22 protein-coding genes, 1 rRNA gene and 1 pseudogene are annotated in these 22,506 nt (G+C 68.6%); 6 read left to right on the top strand and 18 right to left on the bottom strand.

Annotated features, from left to right (window positions below; translation table 11 throughout):
• Positions 1-43 precede the first annotated feature (43 nt).
• The 3 genes and pseudogenes from JOD27_RS47425 to JOD27_RS36150 all read right to left on the bottom strand — a co-directional run.
• Positions 44-94 (bottom strand): annotated as a pseudogene (locus JOD27_RS47425) (hypothetical protein); the annotation flags it as partial.
• 5 nt (positions 95-99) lie between these two features.
• Positions 100-306 (bottom strand): hypothetical protein, encoded by a 207-nt coding sequence (locus JOD27_RS36155; protein ID WP_204766842.1) that lies wholly within the window; start codon positions 304-306, stop codon positions 100-102.
• Between the two features lie 32 nt (positions 307-338).
• On the bottom strand, positions 339-521 hold the full coding sequence (locus JOD27_RS36150) for a hypothetical protein (protein WP_204766841.1): 183 nt from the start codon (positions 519-521) through the stop codon (positions 339-341).
• A 102-nt stretch (positions 522-623) separates the two neighbouring features.
• On the opposite strand from JOD27_RS36150, the gene JOD27_RS36145 reads away from it, so the two are divergent.
• On the top strand, positions 624-1,364 hold the full coding sequence (locus JOD27_RS36145; protein WP_204766840.1) for an SIS domain-containing protein: 741 nt from the start codon (positions 624-626) through the stop codon (positions 1,362-1,364).
• Positions 1,365-1,444: 80 nt separating this feature from the next.
• Positions 1,445-3,025 (top strand): penicillin-binding transpeptidase domain-containing protein, encoded by a 1,581-nt coding sequence (locus JOD27_RS36140; RefSeq protein WP_307830530.1) that lies wholly within the window; start codon positions 1,445-1,447, stop codon positions 3,023-3,025.
• An 840-nt stretch (positions 3,026-3,865) separates the two neighbouring features.
• Here the strand turns inward: JOD27_RS36140 and JOD27_RS36135 are convergent.
• The 4 genes from JOD27_RS36135 to JOD27_RS36120 all read right to left on the bottom strand — a co-directional run bounded on the left by JOD27_RS36135 (position 3,866) and on the right by JOD27_RS36120 (position 8,728).
• A complete protein-coding gene (locus JOD27_RS36135) occupies positions 3,866-5,752 on the bottom strand; it encodes an ABC transporter ATP-binding protein (RefSeq protein WP_204766838.1) in 1,887 nt (628 codons plus the stop codon).
• A 90-nt stretch (positions 5,753-5,842) separates the two neighbouring features.
• Complete coding sequence (locus JOD27_RS36130; protein WP_204766837.1) at positions 5,843-6,655, bottom strand: enoyl-CoA hydratase/isomerase family protein; 813 nt, start codon at positions 6,653-6,655, stop codon at positions 5,843-5,845.
• A gap of 59 nt (positions 6,656-6,714) precedes the next feature.
• Complete coding sequence (locus JOD27_RS36125) at positions 6,715-6,924, bottom strand: helix-turn-helix domain-containing protein (protein WP_030473247.1); 210 nt, start codon at positions 6,922-6,924, stop codon at positions 6,715-6,717.
• A gap of 175 nt (positions 6,925-7,099) precedes the next feature.
• The gene (locus tag JOD27_RS36120; protein WP_204766836.1) at positions 7,100-8,728 is read right to left on the bottom strand and encodes an ABC-F family ATP-binding cassette domain-containing protein; all 1,629 of its coding nucleotides are present in this window, start codon (positions 8,726-8,728) and stop codon (positions 7,100-7,102) included.
• A gap of 146 nt (positions 8,729-8,874) precedes the next feature.
• On the opposite strand from JOD27_RS36120, the gene JOD27_RS36115 reads away from it, so the two are divergent.
• Positions 8,875-9,627: an SDR family oxidoreductase gene (locus JOD27_RS36115; protein WP_204766835.1), complete on the top strand. Its 753-nt coding sequence runs from the start codon at positions 8,875-8,877 to the stop codon at positions 9,625-9,627.
• Here JOD27_RS36115 and JOD27_RS36110 read toward each other — a convergent pair.
• A complete protein-coding gene (locus JOD27_RS36110) occupies positions 9,624-10,499 on the bottom strand; it encodes a LysR family transcriptional regulator (protein WP_204766834.1) in 876 nt (291 codons plus the stop codon). The genes JOD27_RS36115 and JOD27_RS36110 overlap by 4 nt on opposite strands.
• A gap of 127 nt (positions 10,500-10,626) precedes the next feature.
• Here JOD27_RS36110 and JOD27_RS36105 point away from each other — a divergent pair, with 127 nt between their 5' ends.
• Positions 10,627-11,460, top strand: coding sequence for an EamA family transporter (locus JOD27_RS36105; RefSeq protein WP_204766956.1), 834 nt, complete (start codon positions 10,627-10,629; stop codon positions 11,458-11,460).
• A complete protein-coding gene (locus tag JOD27_RS36100) occupies positions 11,457-12,017 on the top strand; it encodes an NAD(P)-dependent oxidoreductase (RefSeq protein WP_204766833.1) in 561 nt (186 codons plus the stop codon). The genes JOD27_RS36105 and JOD27_RS36100 overlap by 4 nt, the downstream gene beginning before the upstream one ends.
• On the opposite strand, the gene JOD27_RS36095 is transcribed toward JOD27_RS36100, so the two are convergent.
• The 6 genes from JOD27_RS36095 to JOD27_RS36070 are packed head-to-tail and all read right to left on the bottom strand — an operon-like array spanning position 12,001 to position 15,100.
• Positions 12,001-12,477 (bottom strand): GNAT family N-acetyltransferase, encoded by a 477-nt coding sequence (locus tag JOD27_RS36095; protein WP_204766832.1) that lies wholly within the window; start codon positions 12,475-12,477, stop codon positions 12,001-12,003. The two genes, JOD27_RS36100 and JOD27_RS36095, sit on opposite strands and share 17 nt — an antisense overlap.
• Before the next feature lie 16 nt (positions 12,478-12,493).
• The gene (locus tag JOD27_RS36090; protein ID WP_204766831.1) at positions 12,494-12,964 is read right to left on the bottom strand and encodes a hypothetical protein; all 471 of its coding nucleotides are present in this window, start codon (positions 12,962-12,964) and stop codon (positions 12,494-12,496) included.
• Positions 12,964-13,467: a SigE family RNA polymerase sigma factor gene (locus JOD27_RS36085; protein ID WP_204766955.1), complete on the bottom strand. Its 504-nt coding sequence runs from the start codon at positions 13,465-13,467 to the stop codon at positions 12,964-12,966. Before JOD27_RS36085 ends, JOD27_RS36090 begins: the two co-directional genes overlap by 1 nt.
• Before the next feature lie 10 nt (positions 13,468-13,477).
• Positions 13,478-13,864, bottom strand: a complete 387-nt coding sequence (locus JOD27_RS36080) for a superantigen-like protein SSL4 (RefSeq protein WP_204766830.1) — start codon at positions 13,862-13,864, stop codon at positions 13,478-13,480.
• A 34-nt stretch (positions 13,865-13,898) separates the two neighbouring features.
• Positions 13,899-14,579, bottom strand: a complete 681-nt coding sequence (locus JOD27_RS36075; RefSeq protein WP_204766829.1) for an acVLRF1 family peptidyl-tRNA hydrolase — start codon at positions 14,577-14,579, stop codon at positions 13,899-13,901.
• The gene (locus tag JOD27_RS36070) at positions 14,576-15,100 is read right to left on the bottom strand and encodes a hypothetical protein (RefSeq protein ID WP_307830528.1); all 525 of its coding nucleotides are present in this window, start codon (positions 15,098-15,100) and stop codon (positions 14,576-14,578) included. The genes JOD27_RS36075 and JOD27_RS36070 overlap by 4 nt, the downstream gene beginning before the upstream one ends.
• Before the next feature lie 284 nt (positions 15,101-15,384).
• Here JOD27_RS36070 and JOD27_RS36065 point away from each other — a divergent pair, with 284 nt between their 5' ends.
• Positions 15,385-16,287, top strand: a complete 903-nt coding sequence (locus tag JOD27_RS36065) for a helix-turn-helix domain-containing protein (protein ID WP_239570557.1) — start codon at positions 15,385-15,387, stop codon at positions 16,285-16,287.
• A gap of 164 nt (positions 16,288-16,451) precedes the next feature.
• Here JOD27_RS36065 and JOD27_RS36060 read toward each other — a convergent pair whose 3' ends face one another.
• The 4 genes from JOD27_RS36060 to rrf all read right to left on the bottom strand — a co-directional run bounded on the left by JOD27_RS36060 (position 16,452) and on the right by rrf (position 22,384).
• Entirely contained in the window at positions 16,452-19,247 is a 2,796-nt protein-coding gene (locus JOD27_RS36060; RefSeq protein WP_307830527.1) for a S8 family serine peptidase, read from the bottom strand.
• 147 nt (positions 19,248-19,394) lie between these two features.
• Positions 19,395-20,936 (bottom strand): deoxyguanosinetriphosphate triphosphohydrolase family protein, encoded by a 1,542-nt coding sequence (locus JOD27_RS36055; protein ID WP_204766826.1) that lies wholly within the window; start codon positions 20,934-20,936, stop codon positions 19,395-19,397.
• Between the two features lie 305 nt (positions 20,937-21,241).
• The gene (locus tag JOD27_RS36050; protein WP_204766953.1) at positions 21,242-22,159 is read right to left on the bottom strand and encodes a phosphotransferase; all 918 of its coding nucleotides are present in this window, start codon (positions 22,157-22,159) and stop codon (positions 21,242-21,244) included.
• A gap of 108 nt (positions 22,160-22,267) precedes the next feature.
• Positions 22,268-22,384 (bottom strand): 5S ribosomal RNA (gene rrf / locus JOD27_RS36045).
• Positions 22,385-22,506 lie beyond the last annotated feature (122 nt).

Here is a 22,506-nt window from a genome sequence, read left to right as displayed (position 1 = left end):
GGTCGGCCACGGCGAACTCGTTGCCGCCGGCGCGGTAGCCGACGATCGTGGCGTAGTGGCCGCCGGAGTAGCGGCGGCCGTTCAGACGAATCACGTTGATCACGACTGCGTGACCGTCACCAGCACCGCAAACGCTCGCTGGAGGCCTGCCGGGCCGCCGCCCTGGAGGTCATCGCGGGCGGCTGCACCACCACTGAGCTCGCCCGCCGCCTGGACATCTCCGCCGCCTCGGCCAGCGCCCACGCCCCGGTCCTGCGCGACGCGGGCCCGGCCGTGGCCCAGCGACACCGCAACTCCGTCCTCCACACCGCCTCCGCCCTGGGCGTGGAGCTGCTCGCCTAAGGCCGCGCGCGCACCGCCGCCCGCGCACACCCACCAGCGACGACGAGCTGAGCCAGCGCGACCCACAGCGGCCACAACACGGCGTTGGTGATCGCCAGCGCTATGTCCGTGGCCCCCGCCGCCGTGAAGACCGCCGCCAGCGCGACCCAGAAGTAGAAGTGCCGCCTGATCAAACCCACCCCCGTCCGCAGAGAGCCACCACACCCGTTATCGCCCGTATCGAGGTTTGTGGTGCTCGGGTTACTGGTGAGGTCACCACCGATCCGGTACTACTGACCCGCATGACGACCGACACCGTGACCGGCTCCGACTACGGCAACCTCGTGCGCACGCACCTGACACGCGTGGAACAGCACAACGCGGCAGCGCTCGACGACGTGGCCGAGCTCGTGCTGGCCGCCGTGCAGGCGGACGGCACGATCCTCACCGCAGGCGCGGGCCACTCCCTGGCGGCGGTCGCCGAAACCTTCTACCGGGCAGGCGGCCTGGCCTGCGTCCGCCCGATCTACCACCCGGAACTGCTCCCGATGCACGGCGCCATCAGCAGCACCGCGGCCGAACGCCGCTCGGGCCTGGCAGCCGAGGTCCTCCGCGAAGCGGGCCTGGCCCCGCACGACGTCCTCTTCGTCTTCTCCACCTCGGGCGTCAACCACTACCCGGTGGAACTGGCCCAGGAGGCCGCCGGTGCCGGCTGCCCGGTAGTCGCCGTCACCTCGGTCACCGCCAGCGCCCAGGCCCCACGCCGAGCAGGCTCCACCCTCGCCGAGGTCGCCACGGTCGTCCTGGACAACCTCGTCCCCCCAGGCGACTCCACCTACCCGGAACAGGCCCCCATCACCGCGGCGGTCTCGACCCTCGCCACCACGTTCCTCTGGAACCTGCTGATGGTCCGCCTGGTCGACAAGGCCGCGGAAACCGGCGTGCAGCTCCCCCTCTGGCGCAGCGCCAACGTCGAAGGCGGCGACGCGGCCAACGCCGACCTCCTGCGGCACTACCAAACCCGCATTCCACAGCTGGGTTGAGTAGCAATACTCAAAGACTCGGCGCCACCGCGCGTTAGTCTCCCACCGGGGAAAGCACTTACCTGGGGGGAACTACACCAGTGCAACCAAAAACGCGCAGATGGATCCTGATCAGCGGCGCCCTGGCCACGGCCACCACACTGGGCGTGGCAGGCGCCGTCCTCTGGAGCCCGGACCCGGTCAGCTCGGAAACCAGAAAAGCACCGACCAGCCAACCCGCCGAACGCCGGCCCAACCTCCCGACCGAGGTGGCCCAGTCCTTCGTGAGCGCGCTGTTCAGCTCGGACGCCACCCTGGCGGCCAACATGACCGACGCCTCAGACGCCGCCACCACGGCAATCAGGGCCACCAGAACGGGCATGGGCACCTCCGCCTACCAAGCCCGCCTGACCACCACCTCGCCACCGCCCGCCGACGCCACCACGGCAGAAGTACCGGCCTCCGTGACGTGGACGATGCCGAACTCGAACTCCCTGAAGTACGACATCAAGATCCCCCTGCAAAGGTCGGGTGCCCGCTGGCAGATCCACTGGACCCCGACGATCATCCACCCGCAGCTGACCGACGGCGCCTCCCTGACCTACCGCACGGCCCTGGCCGACGGCGCACTCCTGGGCCGCGACGGCAAGCCCCTGGTAGCGGGCACCATCCCGAACGGCATCTACCAGGCCATCACCGGCCAGGTGGGCGACGTCAAGGGCACCGACGGCTGGGAAGTAGGCATCACCACCGGCGCCACCTTCACCGCGCTGGACGGCAAGAAGCCGGAGTCGGGCGAAAAGATCACCGTCACCATCGACCCGGCCCGCCAGGCAGCGGCCCAAGCCGCAGTGGACGCCCTCCCACAAGGCGCAGCCATCGTGGCCATCGAGCCCTCGACGAGCGAAATCCTGGCTGTGGCCCAGAACAAGGCACTGTCCGGCACCAACCCGTTCGTGGGCCGCTACGCCCCAGGCTCAACCCTGAAAGTCGTGACCGCGGCGGCCGCCATGAACGCGGGCCTGGTCCAAGCCGACACAGCCGTCCCCTGCCCGGCCACCGCCACCATCGGCACCCGCCGCATCAACAACGCGGGCTTCGGCCACGACTCCTTGCCCTTCCACACGGCCTTCGCCCTGTCCTGCAACACGACGTTCGGCGACCTGGGCTCGAAACTCCAGCCAAACGCCCTCCCGGACATGGCCAAACGCTTCGGCCTGGGCGCCGACTGGACCATCGCGGGCGCCGACACCAACACCGGCAAGGTCCCACCGGCCTCCGGCGACCAACAGGTGGAAAACAGCTTCGGCCAGGGCAACGTGGTAGCCAGCCCGTTCGGCATGGCCCTGGTAGCCGCGACGGTGGTCTCCGGCAGAACCCCAACGCCCACCCTCATGCGAGGCAAGCCACCAACAGCCAACGACGTGGCACCCGCCCCACCGCAAGCCGTACTGGGCCCACTCCGCGCGATGATGCGCGAGGTGGTCACCTCGGGAACAGCCAAGCAACTCTCCGGCATCCCGAACCTGGCGGGCAAGACCGGCACGGCAGAGGCAGGCGGCGGCACGGCCCACGGCTGGTTCGTGGGCTACCAGGGCAACATGGCCTTCGCGGTGTTCGTGGAGAACGCAGGCTCAAGCCAAAGCGCCCTAACGGCCACGGCAACCTTCCTGAAGGGCTAGTAGAGCGTCGCGGCTTAGTTGTGTGGTCCGCGATCTTGAGTTGGTTGTAGTTGCGAGCCGAGGCAAACGTTTGCTGATCACGCCACCTACCGCCAACTCACGATCACATCGCCGACACGCCGCGCGACACGCGGACGACCGGCCCATACCAAAGGTTAGAGGCGACGGTCTACTAGTAGAGCGTCGCGGCTTGGTTGTGCTCCGTTGAGTCGGGCAGGGGGGGTGGGCGGTCTGGTGCTCGTCACCGAAAGCCCGGATGGTCGCGCTCTCACGCACGTCGCTGCCGAGATGGCGGTAGAGAAATGCTGACGCAAACGTCTTGACTGATCACCCCAACTGCTGCCAACCGTGCAGTTGGCAGCCATGAGAGCGCGATCTTCATGATCGAAGCGCGGCTGCCTGCCGGCATCACTCTCACTGTCACATCCCAAGAGATAGCTGCGGCACGCGGCACGCGGCACACGGCACGCCCCAGCCACCCCAGATCTCTCGCGAAGGGGAAGCCGAGCGGCAAGGCCGAGGCGAGCCGTCCCGAAGCCGAAGGCGAGGCAAGCGAAGGCGGAGCCGAGAAGTCCTTGGCGTACCGGGCCTGGTGGGGTGGGTCCCGCCCCACCAGGAACCGCAACCACCCACGCAACCGCAGGCCGCCCAACGCACCAGGCGTGCCTCAACGCGCGTCCGGGTCTTTGATCAAATTGGCGGGGTCTGGGGCGGAACCCCAGAAACCAACCGGCACGGAAGCACCCAACGCAACCAACCTACGGACGACGAACCGGAACCCGCCGACGCAAACCGGGGGGACGACCTACGGACCCCACGCGCCCAAGGAATCAACCCACCTCAGTACCGATGCGAAACCTCGACAGCACTGAGCTTCGGCGTAGAAACCACAGAAACCACAGGCGGCTCAGCGAACTGCGTGTTGTAAAGATCCGCATACCGCCCCCCAGCCTCCATCAACGAAGCATGGGTCCCACGCTCGACAATCTCCCCGCCCTCCAGCACCAAGATCTGGTCAGCAGCCCGAATGGTCGACAACCGGTGCGCGATGACGAGCGCCGTCCGCCCCTCCAACGCCTCAGTCAACGCCTCCTGCACAGCAGCCTCAGACTCGGAGTCCAAATGCGCGGTGGCCTCATCCAGAATCACAACCCGAGGCCGAGCCAGCAACAACCGAGCGATGGTCAACCGCTGCCTCTCCCCGCCAGACAGCCGATATCCCCGCTCCCCGACGACAGTGTCGAGCTGATCAGGCAGCGAGGCCACCAGATCCAGCAACCGAGCCCGCCGCAACGAGTCCCACAACTCGTCGTCCGAGGCTCCGGGCGCCGCATACTCGAGGTTGGCCCGGATGGTGTCGTGGAACAGGTGCCCGTCCTGGGTGACCACCCCGACAGTGGACCGCAACGAGTCGAACGACAGATCACGAACGTCTACATCGGACAGTCGCACAGCCCCGGAATCCACGTCGTACAACCGAGGCACCAACGAGGCCAGCGTCGACTTCCCGGCCCCGGACGACCCGACGACGGCAACCAGCTGCCCGGCCTCAGCCCGGAAGCTGATCCCGTGCAACACTTCCTCACCACCACGAGTGTCCAAAGTGGCCACAGACTCCAACGAGGCCAGTGACACCTTCTCCGCAGACGGGTAGGCGAACCGGACGGAGTCGAACTCGACCGACACCGCCCCGTCCGGCACTGACCGCGGTTTCTCCCGCTCCTGGATCATCGGCTCCAGATCCAGCACCTCGAACACCCGCTCGAACGACACCAGCGCCGTCATCACGTCAACCCGAGCGTTCGCCAAGGCGGTCAACGGCGCGTACAGCCGGGTCAGCAGCAACGCGAGCGAAACCACGGTGCCGGCAGCCAGGTGCCCGGTCAGCGCCAGGTACCCGCCCAGCCCGTACACCAGAGCCTGCGCCAGCGCGGACACGAGCGTCAGCCCGGTCATGAACCACCGCGTGGCCATGGCGGTCCGGATGCCGATGTCGCGCACCTTCGCGGCCTTGTCGGAGAACTCGGCTTCCTCGCGGTCCGGCCGCCCGAACAGCTTGACCAGCGTCGCACCGGGCGCCGAGAACCGCTCGGTCGACTGCGTGACCATCGAGGCGTTCAACGCGGAAGCCTCCCGCTGCATGTCCGCCATCCGCCGCCCCATCCGCTTGGCTGGCAGCACGAACACCGGCAGCAGCACCAGTGCCAAAGCCGTGACCTGCCACGACAGCGTGAACATGACGCCCAGCGACAGCGCGAGCTGGATGATGTTCGTGACGAAGCCGGACAGCGTGGAGGTGAAGGCCCGTTGAGCGCCGATCACGTCGTTGTTCAGCCGCGACACCAGCGCGCCGGTGCGGGTGCGGGTGAAGAACGCGACGGGCATCTTCTGCACGTGGCCGAACACGGCGCGGCGGAGGTCGTAGATCAGGCCTTCACCGATGCGCGTGGACTGCCACCGCTCCACGACGCCCAAGCCTGCGTCGACCAGCGCGACCAGAGCGATCAGCAGGGCCAGCCAGACCACGACCGAGGGCGTGGAGCCGCCGACGATCGCGTCGACCACGCGACCGGCGAGCAGCGGTGTCGTCACCGCGAGCACCGACGAGATCACCGTCAGGAGCAGGAAGACGAAGAGCTTCGCCCGGTGCGGCCGGGCGAAGGCCAGTACGCGCCGGAAGGTGCCTCGGCGCACCTTAGAAGGCGCGTCCGAGGTCACCCCCATCATGAATCGCCAAGAGCTGTAGCCGTCCACGTTGAATAGAACAGCACACGGGTCTGACAATTCCTCGAAGTGCGGCTAGCGCAGCGCTCGAGTTCAGCTTTGAGCGGACAGAGCGGCGAACGACTGCAGCCGGCGCAGCTGCGCGGCACGCTCCAGCGCCAGCTGGTCCTGGTACGACACACCGGACGCCGCCGACGCGATGAGCCCGAGCGTCTCCGTGACAGCGCCCGCCACCGGCTTCAGGACGGCGGCCACCAGCGCCTCGACCGCCGCGTCCAGCCCGTCCGCGGGCACGACGGAGTTCGCGAGGCCGATCTGCAGCGCCTCCGCGGCCGGAACCCGGCGGGAGGTCACGCACATCTCGGCCGCGCGCGAGTACCCCACGAGACGCACCAAGGGCAGCGTTCCGCCGAGATCGGGCACCAAGCCCAGCCCGGTCTCGGCCATGCAGAACTGTGCGTCCTCGGTGAGCACGCGGAAGTCGCACGCCAGCGCCAACTGGAAACCCGCGCCGATGGCATGCCCCTGCACCGCGGCGATCGTCACGCGTGCCGGGTCACTCAACCAGGTGAACGCGGCCTGGTACGAGGCGATCTTCGCGTCCGCCTCCGCAGCGGGCACGGACAACAACGCCCCGAGACCACCGGGTTCGCCGTCGACAGGCTCACCGGTGAACATGCGCCGGTCCAGTCCTGCCGAGAAGGCGCGACCGGAACCCCGGACGACCACGACGCGGACGTCCGGGTCCAGCTGTTCACCGATGTGCCGCAACGCCTGCCAGGTGGCGGGCGTCTGCGCGTTGAGCACGTCGGGACGATCGAGCGTGATCGTGGCGAGCGGCCCGGAAATCGCGAGCCGAACGCCACCGCGCTCGAGCACGCCAGCGTCGATAGCGGGCACTGGCATGGTCATTACCTCCGGCGCACTAGAAGCTAGTTACCGGAGAGTAGCAGTCTGGGTTGTGGCTACTTCTTCTTCGTCCGGGTGGCGCCACCGCGACCGCGCAGCGTGACGCCGGATTCCGACAGAACCCGGTGCACGAAGCCGTAGGAACGTCCGGTGCTTTCGGCCAAAGCACGGATGCTCGCGCCCTTTTCGTACTTCTTCTTCAGGTCAGCGGCCAGCTTGTCCCGCGTGGCGCCGGTGATCCGGGCACCCTTCTTCAGGTCAGCCACCTTGTCCCGCCTTCCGTACGAGCAGGTCGGGCCGTTCGACGGCCCCTGTCGTCGCAATGATCGAACAGGAACCGGCAGAACGCCAGGTGATCAAGCAAAGAGATCGCCGAACGGTCAATTCGATCACACTCAGTTGATCACAGGGTGCGCTCGGTAGTCCTTTGACGGGTGGAGATCACGCCAACTGCACGAGTTCGAGGTAGTCCTCCGACCAGTGATCCTCAGTGCCGTCCGGCAGCAGGATCACGCGCTCCGGCTCGAGCGCCTCGACCGCACCCGGATCGTGCGTCACGAGCACGACCGCGCCCTCGTAGCGCCGCAGCGCGTCGAGCACCTGCTCGCGCGAAGCCGGGTCGAGGTTGTTGGTGGGCTCGTCGAGCAGCAGCACGTTCGCGGCCGACGACACCAGACCCGCGAGAGCCAGGCGTGTCTTCTCGCCGCCGGACAACGTGCCGGCGGGCTGGTCGAGCTGCTCGCCGGAGAACAGGAACGTGCCGAGCAACGACCGCAGCCGCTGCTCCTGCTCGTCCGGCGCCATGTGCCGGATGTTCTCCCACACCGACGCGCCGTGGTCGAGCGTCTCGTGCTCCTGCGCGAAGTAGCCGATCTTCAGTCCGTGGCCGGGCACGACCGAACCCGCGTCGGCCTTCTCGGAACCACCGAGCAACCGCAGCAGCGTCGTCTTGCCGGCACCGTTCAACCCCAGCACGACGACCCGGGAACCCCTGTCGATCGCGAGGTCCACACCGGTGAAGATCTCCAGCGAACCGTAGGACTTGCTCAATCCCTCTGCGGTCAAAGGAGTTTTGCCGCACGGAGCCGGCGACGGGAAGCTGATCTTCGCGACCTTGTCGCTCTGGCGCACCTCGTCGAGGCCGTCGAGCAGCTTCTGCGCGCGCTTCGCCATGTTCTGCGCCGCAACGGCCTTCGTGGCCTTCGCGCCCATCTTGGCGGCCTGCGTCATCAGCGCGCCGGCCTTCTTCTCGGCGTTGGCGCGCTCACGGCGACGGCGCTTCTCGTCCGTCGCACGGGCTTCGAGGTACTTCTTCCAGCCGAGGTTGTAGATGTCGACCTCGCCGCGGATCGCGTCGAGGAACCACACCTTGTTCACCACGTCGTCGAGCAGCTCGACGTCGTGCGAGATCACGACGAGACCGCCGTCGTGCGACTTGAGGAAGCCCCGCAGCCACATGATCGAGTCGGCGTCGAGGTGGTTCGTGGGCTCGTCGATCAGCAGGATCGTGCTCGACTTCGCGCCGATACCGGCCTCGGACGCGGCGAACAGGATCCGCGCCAGCTCAACACGACGGCGCTGACCACCCGAGAGCGTCTTGAGCTGCTGCTCCAGCACGCGGTCCGGCAGACCGAGGTTCGAGCAGATGCGGGCGGCCTCGGACTCGGCGGCGTAGCCACCGAGCGCGGCGAAGCGCTCCTCGAGCTTGCCGTACTTGGTGACGGCGGCCGCGAGCTCGTCGGCGTCGACCAGCTCCGCCATCTTCGACTGGGCCTTCTCCATGTCGCGGAGCAGCTGGTCGAGGCCGCGCGCGGACAGCACGCGGTCCTTCGCGATGACGGACAGGTCGCCCTCGCGCGGGTCCTGCGGCAGGTAGCCGAGCTCGCCCTTGCGCGTGACGGAACCGCCGTAGGGCTGGCCCTCACCCGCGAGGACGCGCAGCGAGGTGGTCTTGCCGGCACCGTTGCGGCCGACGAGGCCGATGCGGTCGCCGGGCTGAACGCGCAGGTTGGCGCCGCTCACGAGAATGCGTGAGCCCGCGCGCAACTCCATGTCGGTTGCGGTGATCAAGAGAAACTCCGAGTAGAAAAAGGTCCGGGCACGGCAGAGGTCGGCACGTCCGGGTCGGCCTACTCGAGGAGGATCACGAAACCCAGTCTACGGGGTCGCGACCATCGAATTTCCCACCTGTGTCCAGGCGCATAGATTGCCGGGCCATGAGCGAAGACTTCTCCGGCAAAACGGCGCTGGTCACCGGCGCGTCCCGCGGCATCGGGCTCGGCATCGCACGCGAACTGCTCTCCCGCGGCGCCTCCGTCACGATCACCGGCCGCAAGGCCGACCAGCTCGCCGAGGCGGCGAAGCAGCTCGGCGGCAAGGTGCTCACCGTCCAGGGCAACGCGGGCGACGACGCGTCGCGCGAGGAGGTCGTCGCGCGCACGGTCGAGGAGTTCGGCAGCCTCGACATCCTGGTCAACAACACCGGCATCAACCCGCAGTTCGGGTTCCTGATGGACGCCGACCTCAACGCGGTGCGGAAGATCTTCGACGTGAACGTCGTGGCGGCACTCGGCTTCACGCAGCTCGCGTGGAGGGCGTGGATGAGCGAGCACGGCGGCGCGGTCGTGAACATCGCGTCGATCGGCGGCATCCGGTCCACGGGCGTGATCGCCGCGTACGGGGCGTCCAAGGCGGCGTTGATCCGTCTCACCGAGGAGCTGGCGTGGCAGCTGGGGCCGAAGGTGCGCGTGAACGCCGTCGCGCCCGGCGTGGTGAAGACGAAGTTCGCGGAGGCGTTGTGGTCCGGCCGTGAGGAGGAAGGCGTCCAGGCATACCCGATGAAGCGTTACGGCACGCCGGAAGACGTCGCCTCTCTCGTGGCGTTCCTGTGCTCCGACGCCGCTTCGTGGATCACGGGCGAGACGGTGCGTGTCGACGGCGGTCTGCTGGCGACCGGAACCGCGGGCTAATCGGCGGAAACGCCCAGCACGTCGAGGAACGCGGCCGCGGCCGGGGTCAGCCCGGCCGCGCTCCACACCAGGTGCTCCACCCGTGACGGCCCACCGACGACCGGCAGCGTCACGACTCCGCTCAACCGCGGCGTGTACCGCGACGGCAGCACGGCAACGCCGAGGCCTTCCGAGATGAGCCCCGCCATCAGCTCGGCGGTCGTCACCTCGAACGCCACCTCGCGGTCCAGCCCCGCCGCGCTGAACGCCTGATCCGACTGCATGCGCCCCGGCGACCCCGCGGGGAAGTCGACGAACAGCTCGTCCGCGAGCGTCGCCAGATCCGTTTCAGCGCGTCCGGCCAGAGGATGCGACGGCGCCACCACGGCAACGTGTTCGTCGCGCGCCAGCTCGCGCCCGCGCACACCCTCCGGTCGCGTGCCCGGAGGCAGGCCGAGGAACGCCAGATCCACCGCTCCCTGCCGGACCTGCTCGACGAGCTCGTGACTCGGTGACATCCGCAGCGCCACCCGCACCTGCGGGTACCGCTCCCGGAACACCTTCAGCGCGGCGGGCAGATCCACCGCGGCAACCGTGGGGATCACCCCGACGACCACCCGTCCGCGCACCTCCCCCACCGCCGCCGCGACCTCGGCCGCCGCCCGCTCGGCGAAGTCGAGGCACTGCCTGGCCGACGGCAGGAACACCGCTCCGGCCGGCGTCAGCCGGACGCTGCGGCTGGTGCGGTCGAACAGCCGGGCACCGAGCTCCCGTTCGAGGCGCGCGACCTGGTGGCTGAGAGCGGACTGCACGACGAGGCAACGCCGGGCCGCCTTGGTGAAGCTGCCGGTCTCGGCGACGGCGATCACGTACCGCATCTGCTGGAGCTCCATCAATCTATCTTGAATCACGATGGATCAGATGAAAAGCATGTGTTGGACTCATTGATCGCGTGGCCCAAGACTGAGGTACGTGAAAAACAACGACCTCTTCCGCACCGCCCTGGCGGCGTTCGCGCCGATGGTCTGGGGCTCGACCTATGTGGTCACGACGGAGCTGCTGCCCGCGGGACACCCGCTGTTCGCCGGTCTGCTCCGCTCGCTGCCCGCCGGCCTGGTCGCGCTGGCGATCACCAGGACGCTGCCGCGCGGTTCGTGGTGGGCCAGGGCCGCCACGCTCGGTGTGCTCAACATCGGCCTGTTCTTCCCGTTCCTGTTCATCGCGGCCGAACGCCTGCCGGGTGGCGTCGCGGCCGTGCTCGGCGCCGCACAACCGCTCGTGGTCGCGTTGCTGGCGGTGGGCGTGCTGAAGGAGAGCCCGTCGGCGTGGCGGTTCGCGTGGGGCGTGGTCGGCATGATCGGCGTCGGTCTGGTGGTGCTGGGGCCGGCGGCCGGGTTCGACGTGATCGGCGTGCTGGCCGGGCTGGGCGGCGCGGCGACGATGGCCCTCGGAGTGACGCTGACGAAGAAGTGGGGCAGGCCTGCCGACGCGAGCCCGACGGCGTTCGCGGGCTGGCAGCTGACGGCGGGTGGCCTGTTCCTGGTGCCGGTGACGTTTCTGTTCGAAGGCGCGCCGCCCGCGATCGGTGTCCCGGCGCTGATCGGCTACCTGTGGCTCGGCGGTGTCGGCGGTCTGCTCGCCTACGTGCTGTGGTTCCGCGCGATCACCACGCTGCCGGTCACGTCCGTCTCGATGCTCGGACTGCTCTCGCCGATGGTCGCCGCGGTGCTCGGTGTCGTCGTGCTCGGCCAGACCCTGGATCCCGTGCAGCTCACCGGTTTCGCTCTCGCTCTCGCCGCGATCGTCGCCGCCCAGCGACCCGCGCCCGTTCTCGCCAAAGGAGTTCTCCAGTGAAGATCGCGGTCGTCGGCGCCGCCGGAATGGTCGGGTCGCGCGTGGTGGCCGAGGCGACCGGACGCGGTCACGACGTCACACCGGTGTTCCGCGGCACCGCGTCACTGACCGATGCTCTGTCCGGAGTGGACGCTGTCGTCGCCGCCACCCGGCCACGCCCCGGCGAGGAGTCCACGGTCGGCCCGACGACGAAAGCGTTGCTGGACGCGGCACTCGCCGCCAGGAAGCGAATCCTCGTGGTGGGCGGCGCCGCGGCGCTGCGCACACCGGGCGGCGGCCTGGTCCTCGACGACAACCGTTACGTCCCACCGCACATCCGGCCCATCGCCGAGGCGAGCGTGCGCCAGCTGGAGGTGTGCCGCGAGCACGCGGCGGACTGGGTCTACCTCAGCCCGCCCGCGCTGCTCGAACCCGGTGAGCGCACCGGCACCTACCGCCGCGGCACGGACGAGCTGCTCGCCGGCGCGTCGGAGATCTCGGCGGAAGACCTGGCCGTGGCGGTGCTCGACGAGCTCGAGGAACCGCGCGACGACCGGCACTTCACGGTCGCGAGCTGAGATCCAGGCTGAGGATGATCTCGCCTTCCTCGTCGACCTCGCCGGTCGGCACGAACCCGTAGCCGCGGTAGAACGGCTCGGGTGAGCCGTCCTTCGGCACGTAGCTGGTGAGCAGCTCCTCGGCACCGTCCGCGCGGAGCAGCGTCACGATCTCGTCGAGGATCGCGGTGCCGTAGCCGCGGCCCTGGTGCTCGGCGCCGACGAGCAGCCGCCACAGGAAGTACGGCCCGCGGAACCCGGGCTTGGGGACCAGGTTCCAGCTGAGCATCACGAAGCCGACCGGTTCGTCGCCCGCGTAGACCGCGCGGTACCAGGGCTTCGCATCGGGGTACCGCTCGGCGTGCTGGAACGACCTCTCCACGGACGCGACGAACTGTTCCTGGTCGGGACGCACGCGCACCGCGACCACCGCGTCGCGGTTCGCGTCGGTCACTTCGACGAGCTGGATCCGAGGAGCCATGCCCGGATTGTGCCGCTCAACGCGATGTCGGCGGCATCGAATTAGTGGTCATGATCGAGGACGTCGGGCTGACCGTCGTCTCGGGCTTGGTCGCCGGCGCCGAGACCTGTGTCGACGTCGACCGGGGCGAGGTCGACGTCTGGACCGGTGGCGGATCCTGCGGCGGGGTCGTCCTGGGCGGCACGGAGCCCGGCGTCGACTCGATCGAGCTGGGCGAAGGCACGGACGACGACGGCTCGGGCACCGAGGTGGTCGTGGACGGGCCGGGCACCGCCGGTTCCGGAGGCGTCGCGGCGGGCAGCACGGCCAGCGCCACGGCCACGACCCCCACGGTCGCAAGGCCGGTGCTCACCACGGCGATGGCGCGGCGGCGGCTCCGCACGGACTGGCCGCGCTGGATCAGGTCGGCGGCCGTGACGGCACGCGGCGGCGTCCCTTCCGCGTGCAGAGCGGAGAAAGTCGCCCGCAGGTCGTCTTCGCGAACCATCACACCTCCAGCCTCAGGTGGTCGAACTCGGGTCCCAGCTTGCGGCGCAGGGTCTCCAGCCCCTTGCTGCTCTGCGACTTCACCGTTCCGGTCGAACAGTGCAGCGCGGCCGCCGTCTCCTCGACGCTCAGATCGTGCCAGTAGCGCAGCACGAGGACAGCCCGTTGCCGTGCGGGCACGGCGGTGAGCGCCTGCCACACCACGAGCCTGTCCTCCGCCCCTGCGACGGAGGACAGGCCCTCGGGAGGTGCGTCAGTCAGCTTCTCCCTGCGCCAGCGCACCTTGCGGCGTTCGGCGAGGAACGTTCGCACGATGATCTGACGCAGGTACGGTTCGAGCCCCGACCGGTCCCGCATCTTGGGTCCGGCCAGGTAGAGCTTCAAGAACGCCGACTGCATCACGTCTTCCGCTTCATGCCAGTTGCCGCACAACAAGAACGCGGTGAAGCGCATCGAGTCGGCGCACCGGTCGAAGCAGTCGGTGAACTCGGCCTCCCAGTTCAGGGGTGACTCCCTACCGGGCAGGGGCCGACGACACCGGCGGCGTCGTCGCGATCGGGGACGTCGTGACCGACGGCGGATACGGCCTCGTCGTCGGCCTCGGCGAGGTCTCGATCGACGTCGGCGACGGCGGCAGCACCGTGGTCGGCGGGTACTCCGGCCGCGAGGACGTCGGCTCGTGCGCCGGCGATGTCGTCACGGTCGAGCTCGGCGGGTAGGACACCGGAGGCGTGGTCGCCGGGTGGGTCACCGTCGAGGACACCGGCGGCGTCGTCGCGGGCGCCGAGGTCGTCGGCGCGTGGTCGGACGTACCGCCACCGCTCAGCGCCAGCGCGGGCACCGCGATGCCGACGGCACCCAGCGCCACGGCTCCAGCCACGATCGCCATTCGTTTGCGCACTTTCGACTCCAGCGGGTGTTCGGTGGTGCCTCGGTCAGGCACCCTCACCCGTATCCATGCGGTCGGCGTCCGCTCCGGTTGCCCGTGTGTCCTGGATCACGATCTCGACGCAGCGGGCCCGTTCAGCGGCCTCGTCGAGCACCGCGCGCCGGGGTTCCGGGACGTCCAGGACGCGGTCCTCGGCCTTGCGGAAGACGTCCGTGAGCCTGCGGTCGTTGCGCAGCACCTCCAACGCCTGCCAGTCGCCGCCGAGCACGACGCCGTCCAGCTGGGCGAGCCTCGGCACCAGAACGCGGAACACGTCGTCCGCGGCGGCCTGCAGCGCGGCACGGGCCTGTCCCTCACGGCGCCGGGCGAACCGCTGCTGCGACCAGCCGCCGGCCCTGATGCGCCCGTGCACCTGCTTGCGGTCGGTCGCGGACACCTCGACCTTGCCGCCGAAAGCCACACCGACGCTGTGGCCGCCGAGCCGCACGAGGATCAGGCCGATCCGGCGCGGTGTGATCAGAGCTTCAATCACCTCTTCTATGGAAGTACCGCCGCGCGTCCGGAACGTGGCCGTGGCACCGTCTGCCGCGGTGATGCCGACCACGGTGTCGTCGATTCGAGTCTCGATCGCGCCGTGGCGATCGGCGAATCTGCGGATCCACCCCTCGACGCGTTCCGGCTCGACCTCGACGGCCCGTCCACCCGGAACCGGCCGCACCCGGCTCACGCGACAGCCACCCACACGGGGACGCGGTGGCCGCTCTCGTGCGGCGAGAGCCTCTGCACGCTCAGGAACCCGGCAGCGCCGAGCGCCTCCTCCATCTCGGCCGCGGAGAGGACCCTGTGGCGCGTGGAGACCGTTCCGGAGATCTCCCACCCCGTCACACCCCGGAGAAGCGTTACGACCTCCAGGCCGTACGACAGGCCGTCGGGAGCCCAGTCCCAGAGCTGCACCGTGACCCTGTCGCCGTTCACCTTGGGCGGAGGGGCCGTCGGACGGAGCGCGCCGAGCCTGTCGAGCTCGGGGACCGCCGCCACCAGCACACCGCCCGGCCGCAGCGAGGCGTGCGCGAGCGTGAGGATGTTCGCCAGGGACTCCTCGTGGGCGAGCCTGGGCAGCAGGTCGTCCGTGGCCCGCACCGCGTCCACCTGGACGCCGGGCACCACGTCGAGCAGGTCGACGACCGCGTGCGGACCGGGCCCGAGCACCGCGCCGGCCACCGAGGTCAGCACGTCGAGGTCGTTCACCGTGCACACACTAGAGCCATCTCGATACGAGGCGTGAACTGCACACGGAAGTTACTGATCGGTTCGGAACGCTTGACAGATGAGTCTCGAAAGCGTGAACTCGTCAACCGTATGGATTAACCATTGACTCCATCCGGTCTCGACCAGCGGTGTTCACGGACGGGTAGGGTCACTGGGGCGTGATCTTATGACAGCGGGGAGTCACCATGACCACTGCTGCCGGTCGACCAACACTGACCGTTGACGACACTGACTCAACGGGCCACGGCAGCCTTACGCAGCTTTTGACCACGGGACCGTTCCCGGAGGCGTTGAGGGCTGCGATCAAGGCGAGCCGTCTCAGCCTCGACCGCATCCAGCACCGGTTGGCACTGCGCGGCGTGACCATCAGCGTCGCGACGCTCAGCTACTGGCAGTCAGGACGGCGAAGGCCTGAACGCCCTGAATCGCTGGAGGCGCTGCGGCACCTCGAGTCGGTCCTGGGCGTGCCTCAGTCGGGTCTGTCGGCGCTGCTCGGCCCTCCTCGTCCGCGAGGCCGCCGCTGCCGCCCGACGACGATGATGCCGATCGACGCCCTCTGGGCGCGTCGCGAGCGGGTGGCGAACCTGCTCTCGAAGGTCGACACGTCCTCCGACCTGAAGCTCGGTCGGATCAGCCAGCACGACCGCATCGAGATCTCTGCCGACGGCGGGCAGAAATCCGTGTGGGTGCGGCAGATCCTCCGCGCGGAGCAGGACGGCCCCGACCGCTGGGCGCTCGTGTTCGAGACCGAGGAGTCGGATGTGCTCCCCGAGATCGTGAACGTGCGCAACTGCCACCTGGGCCGGATCGCACGCGACCACGAGGCCAACATCATGGTCGCCGAGATGATGTTCGACCGTCCGCTGACCCGCGGCGAGACCCTCATCATGGAATACCAGCTGGTGTTCCCGGAGGGCCACGCCCCCAAGGGCAACAACACGTTCGCGCGCAAGTTCCGGCTTCCGGTGCGGGAGTACGTGATCGAGGTCCGCTTCGACGAGACGAACCTCCCGTCGCGCGTTCAGCAGTACAGCGTGCCCGCCGGCGACGAAACCCCGTCGCGGCGGCGGAACCTGACCCTGGACTCGAGTGGCGGCGTGCACGCCGTGGCACTCGGGTTCGGGCCCGGTGTGTTCGGCATCCGCTGGGAGTGGCCGAACCGCTAGAAGTTCTTCAGAACGCGTGAGGGGCGCTTCCCAAGCCGGGAAGCGCCCCTCACGCGTCTGGGACGGCAGCAGGCGAAGCCGAGACCGCGCCAACGGGACCACCACAAACGAACAGGCCCCAGCACACAAAGTGCCAGGGCCTGTCCGACGAGACCGTCAGCGAATCACACCCAGCCGGCGACGTGCAGCGTCACGGACCGGATGGAACCCTTGTCCGAGCCCACGACGTCAGCGACCTTGAACGTCCACGTGCCGTCCGCGGGGTCCGCCAGCAACGACGACAGCGTGCCGGTCGCGGGCTTCCACGAGCCGGTGAACGGCGCGTCCCCTGCCACCGCCGACGCGAACGACTTCGTCGCCGAGTCGTCGAACACGGCCTGGCAGATGTTGTTGCCGGTACCGCCGGAACGCGAGAACAGCGTCACGGACTTGCCGGACGGCGAGGTGAGCGTGCCCACCAGGTCACCGACGAAGGTGTGGTCGATGCCCACCGTCGTGGAGCCTTCCGTCGCCGAGCACGTGGCCCCGTCCACCGAGAACTTCAGGTTCGACGCGCCGCCGACACCCGTCACGGGCAGCGAGATCGACACGCCGGTCTGGTCGTTGTCCGGAATGGCCACCGGCGCACCGGTGTACGCGAACGTCTTGAACTCACGCGACGGCTCGCCGACGCGGTAGGTGTACGACGCCGTCGTCGGCGACGTCGAACCCGCGTAGGTCACCCGAGCGTCGAGCTTGACCGCCGACCCGAGCGCGGCCGACGCCGGCACCGTCACCTTGAAGGTGTTGGAGACCGTCTGGCCGACGTCGATGTTGCCGTAGTACTTCGACCGCGGCGCGATGGTCACACCGGCGGTCGGGGTCGACAGCACGACGGAAGTCGAAGCGGCGGAACCATCTCCGCCGTTCGCCACCGGCACCGTCACCGTGGCCGTGGTGCCCGGCTTGAGGTACTGGCTGCCGTCGGCGTCGTTGACGATCGTCGGCTTCTGCGCGCGGGCCAGGGCCTGCGGCGACGCACCCGTGTACGCCAAAGCCTTGTCCGCCATGACGATGCCCGCGCCGGTGCGGTTGTCCACACCGGGCTCGACGATGTCGATCGCCGTGGTGACAAGGGCTTCCTTGACCTCGGCGGGCTTGAGCGTCGGGTTGCCGGACAGGATCAGGCCCGCGATCGCCGCGGCGTTCGGAGCCGAGGCCGACGTGCCGTAGAACGGCGCGAAGCCGGACACCGACGTGGTCACGCCGTCGGCCGCGGTGATGTCCGGCTTCTGCCGGGTCTCGGCCAGCGGTGAGCCGTCGGGCGCGAAGAACAGCTTGCGCGGGCCGTCGGAGGTGAAGCGCTCCGGCTTCTGCGTGCTGGTGAACGCGTCCGGGAACGGGCCCTTCGGGTTGGCCGGGTCGCCGGGGTGCAGGTCGAACGGCAGCGCCGCTGCCGCAGGAGCCGCCGCGACCGAGATCGCGCCCCTGGCCGCCGAGTGGCCGACGGTCATGCCGGGCGTGACGAACTTCTTGAGACCGTCGCTGGAGTCGGCGAACCGGCCGCCGAACAGCGACAGCGAGAAGTATTTGTCCTCACCGCGGAACTTCACGACCGCGAGACGCGTGCCCGTCGAGCTCGTGGGTGTGTTGATGCGCTCGAACGGGTCCTGTGCGCCGTCCTGGTTGTTCTGGCTGAAGGTGACAACGTTGCCTTGGGCGTTGACCAGGTAGAGGTCGTAGTCGTTGACCGACTGGCCGAGCGGGTCGGCCCAGTGCAGCGTCACCGGGGTGTCGCCCGAGTAGTTCGACAGCGGGTTGAACAGCTGCTTGGCGTTCGGGTTCGGGTCGAAGTCGTGCGCGGAACCGGCGAACTTGCCGACACCCACACCCGAGTCCACGAACTGGCCCTCGTAGTGGCCGGACGTGCCGTCGGCGACGTTGCCCTGGTTGCCGGCACTGGAGAAGAACAACGCGCCGTCCGCGGCGACCGCGTCCACGGCACGCGCGATGATGCCGTCCTGGAACGGCGACTCGTTGAAGTAGATCACGTCGTCGACGATGACGTCGCAGCCGAGCTGGAAGCGCAGCTTCTTGATGTTGTCCGCGAAGCTCGCGTCACCGTTGAACGCCGTGGCGAAGCCGAGTTCGGCGTTGGGCGCGAGGTCGTGCAGGATCTCGAGCATCGCCGTGCCCTCGTCGCCGGAACCCTCCTGGCCCGGCAGCACGTCGACGGCCGGCAGCTCGCCCGCAGCCTGCGACACGGCGACGGAGCTGATGCCGTCCGACAAGGCGCAGAGCTTCACGCCGACACCGGTCACGTGGAACGACCCGCGCGCCGCCTCGGCGGCGTGCGCCTTGTCGCTCTCGCTGACCTTGGCGGCCTGCACGGACAGCTGCTTCTCCGCGAGCCGCCGCTCGATCTCCTTCGCCTTGTCCTCTTTGGACGGCGCCTGCTTGCGACTCTTGTTGTCCCGCTTGTTCTTCACGTCCTGCGTCATCGCGTCGCTGCCCGGCTCGACGCGGGCGACGTCGGAGCGAGCGGCGATGTCCGCGATCTTCGCGACGGGAACCTCGGCGCGCACGGTGCGGTGCTCTTCGGACACTGCCCGGATCTGTCCGCCCGCCGCACGGACAGCATTCACCAGGTCCACGGAGTACTGCTTGGCACGGATGTCCACGAGGGTGGTGGACTGTGGCGTCACGGCGACACCGGTCTGCACCTGCGGAAGTGCGCTCATCGTCCCCATCTGGGTGCGCTTGCGCGCCTCCACGACGAGCGTGCTGTCCACTTTGGATTCAGCAGGGGTGAGCGACTTCTTGATGCTCTGCAACGCGGCGATCTGCGCCGCGGTGCGGTCGGTGATGGACTTGGACGCCTTGATCGGATCTGCCGACGCCGGCGTCACCGCGGTGAGCGCTGCCAGAAGGACTGCCGTGCCTGCGGTGACCAGGGTCGTGCCTCTTCGAGATCGGCGCACAGGGCTTCTCCCCCGAACGTTGTGCGTGCCCCCGAGCACGCTGCCTGCGGCCGGATGATCCCGGCCGAGGCGTCAACGTATGGCGCACGACTGATCACAGTCAGCATCCGATCGGGGTAGTTCCCACTTGGCAGACACAATCACAGTTCACAGAACAAACGCGTCAGTCCACAACTGACCGGTCCGTCCGGAAAGGGCTTCCAGCAGTGCCGCGGCCTGGTTGTCGGTGAGCGAGGCGACGAAGTCCACGACGGCGCGACCCCTTGCGAGACCACGAACAACGTCCGGTCCGATCGGCAGTTCGCCGGTGGGACCGACCAATGTGGACGGCTCCGTCCGGGCGAGCGCCGCGTACTCCGTTTCGGCCAGCTCGACGAGGTCGTGCAACCTGCGCGGCAACCGATCCGACTCGGTCCGGTCCGTCACCCACTGCTCGAGCGCGTCCACGAGGCTCGTGAGAAGCCGCGCCTGTCCCCGTTGGTGCAGAGCCAGATCCGGCCGCAGCAAGACGAACCTGCGGTGCACGAACTTCAGCACCTGCACCTCGTGCCACTGCTGGACGGCCAGCACCACGTGACCGGAGCGCGGCGTCGGCTCCTCGATCACCCCGACCGCGTCCACCAGCCGTCGTGTCCACCGCGCGCTGAACCCGGCGACCGCCTGCTCCGCCTCCACCGACCCGTCGAACGGCACCGACAGCAACCCGTCGACCAGTTCCTTGCTGACCTTCCGCACCGCCAGGGCGAACGCCTCGTCGTTCATCACCCAGGAGTCCTTGAGGTGCATGCGCCTCCGCAGCGTCTCCAACGACCGCCCCGGCATCCGGATCTCCGCGCTGAGCTCCGCGTCGCTCAACCCGGCGAGGTCGAGCGCCTGCGTCTGCCACGTGCCGAGCTCCGCCGCCACCGTCGCGTGCTGCAACACCCCGACCCGGTGGAAGTCCTCCAGATCGTGGATGGCGTAGGCGATGTCGTCCGCGGTGTCCATGACACTCGCCTCGACGGTCTGCTGCCACGCCTCGATCCGACCCTCGAACGGCTCCCTGGACTGCTTGAGGTCGTTGATCTCCGTGACGTACGCCGAGAACTTCGAACTACCGGTGCCGGGCATGTCCTCCGGCTCCGCCGCACCACGCGGCGCCACCGGAAGGTCGAGGGGCTGGTGCCGCGTCCACGGGTACTTCAGCATCGCCGCCCGCACCGCCACCGTCAGATCCAGCCCGAGCGCCTTGGGCCCCCGCACATCCGTGGTCGTCACGATCCGGAACGACTGCGCGTTCCCCTCGAACCCGTCCGGCAGCCCGAACCGGTGCCGCGCCAACCGGTCCAGCACCTGTTCGCCAAGATGCCCGAACGGCGGATGCCCCAGATCGTGCGCGAGCGCCGCCGCCTCCACCACATCGGGGTCACAGCCGCCGAGCTTCTCCAGCACCGCGGTCAACTCTGGCCGGCCGATCAGCCGCTCCGCGATGGCCCGCGCGGCCTGGGCGACCTTGAGGCTGTGGGTGAGCCGGTTGTGCACGAGCAGACCGGACCCGGTGGAACTGACCACCTGCGTCACTCCGCCGAGCCGTGCGAAGAACGGGGAGCTCGCCACTCGGTCCCGGTCGACCCGGAACGGGTTCGTGGCCAGGTCGGCGGTCCTGCCCACGCCGGCTGACCGACGGGCGGTGCGGTGCTCGTTGTGCATGGTGCAGAAGGTACCGGGGCAACGGCGAGCCTCCGGCGCCCCACGCGTCTTCCTCATTGCGCGGCGAAGATGACCATGGTTTTGGGACACCTCCCGGGGGGTGAACATGATTACTAGTAGGCCGTCGCGGCTTAGTTGTGTGGTCCGCGATCTTGAGTTGGTTGTAGTTGCGAGCCGAGGCAAACGTTTGCTGATCACGCCACCTACCGCCAACTCACGATCACATCGCCGACACGCCGCGCGACACGCGGACGACCGGCCCATACCAAAGGTTAGAGGCGACGGTCTACTAGAGGGAGCAGGACCTAAATCAGGGCATCGTTCACCCGATCGAATGACGCCAGGGTTTGCCAGCGCACGAGGACGTCCCACCAGTCGGCTTCGACCGGGGTCAGCCGGCGTACGGATTGGTAGCCGGCGAGGAACTCCGCGTGGACCTCGCGCGACACCGGCCCCCAGTCGTGGAAGCGGGTGCCGAGCAGGACTGCGGACCGCGCGAGCTCGACGACCCGGTGGTCGAACCTGGCCTCCTCGAAGTCGATGACCGCGGCGACCTCGGTGCCGGCGCACAGGACGTTGGCGGAGCGGTAGTCGTGGTGACCGAGTTCGATCGGCAGTTCGCCGGAAGGCACGTCGGTGAGCAACCGGCGGAGAGCCGCGCTGGCCTCCACCGGTACGTGTGATGCGGCATCGGAGTCGAGCCAACCGGTGATCCGAGCCCGCAACGGCGTCAACGGACCCGTAGACGCAGCGACCTGATCGGCGTCGGAATACACCGCCAGCGCCTCCTGCAACCGGGCGAGAACCGCACCGGCCGCACGGACCTGAACCGGATCATCGGTGTCGAGCAGTTCGCCCTCGATCTCCCGCTGCAGGGACATCGAGGCGTTGTCGACCTCGACCTGAAGACGACCGTCCAGAGCTGGAAGAGGCACCGAGACGGGCAGGCCCTGGTCGTCCAGCCACTGCGTGAGCCGGGCGATCTCCGCCAAGCGCCTGAAGAGCCACGGCACGACCGACCACTTCGCGAGCAGCCGGCCCGACGATGTGTCGACCCAGGCCAGTGCGTTGTGGTCGCTGATCACGATGCGCTCGCAGGCACGGACCCGCACACCCCAATGCTCGTGCAGGGTGGTAGCGACCCAGTCCGCGGCCGACCTCTCGTCGCTGAAGCCGAATCTTCCGCCCAGTGCGCCCAGGGGGTCGTGCGGTTCCCACAACATCTCGAGCACCGGGGCATGCGAATTGGTCACATACCCTTTATGCCAGAAAACAGCAGCCCCCGAGGGGAGCGCTTGTGGCGCTCAACCCTCGGGGGCTGCTGTACGTAAGTTCGGCGGCGACCTACTCTCCCACACCGTAACCAGTGCAGTACCATCGGCGCAGAAGGACTTAACTACCGGGTTCGGAATGGGACCGGGTGTTTCCCCAACGCTATAACCACCGAAACACTATGAAATTACAACCAGCCGACCCTCGTCGACCATCGGTTCTGGTTGTTCTTCCAGAACCGCACAGTGGATGCGTAGCGTCTTCGTAACAAGTCCTCGGCCTATTAGTACCAGTCAGC

The organism is Lentzea nigeriaca (genome assembly GCF_016907955.1).
Taxonomy (GTDB): domain Bacteria; phylum Actinomycetota; class Actinomycetes; order Mycobacteriales; family Pseudonocardiaceae; genus Lentzea; species Lentzea nigeriaca.
This window is presented reverse-complemented; position numbering and strand designations above follow the sequence as displayed.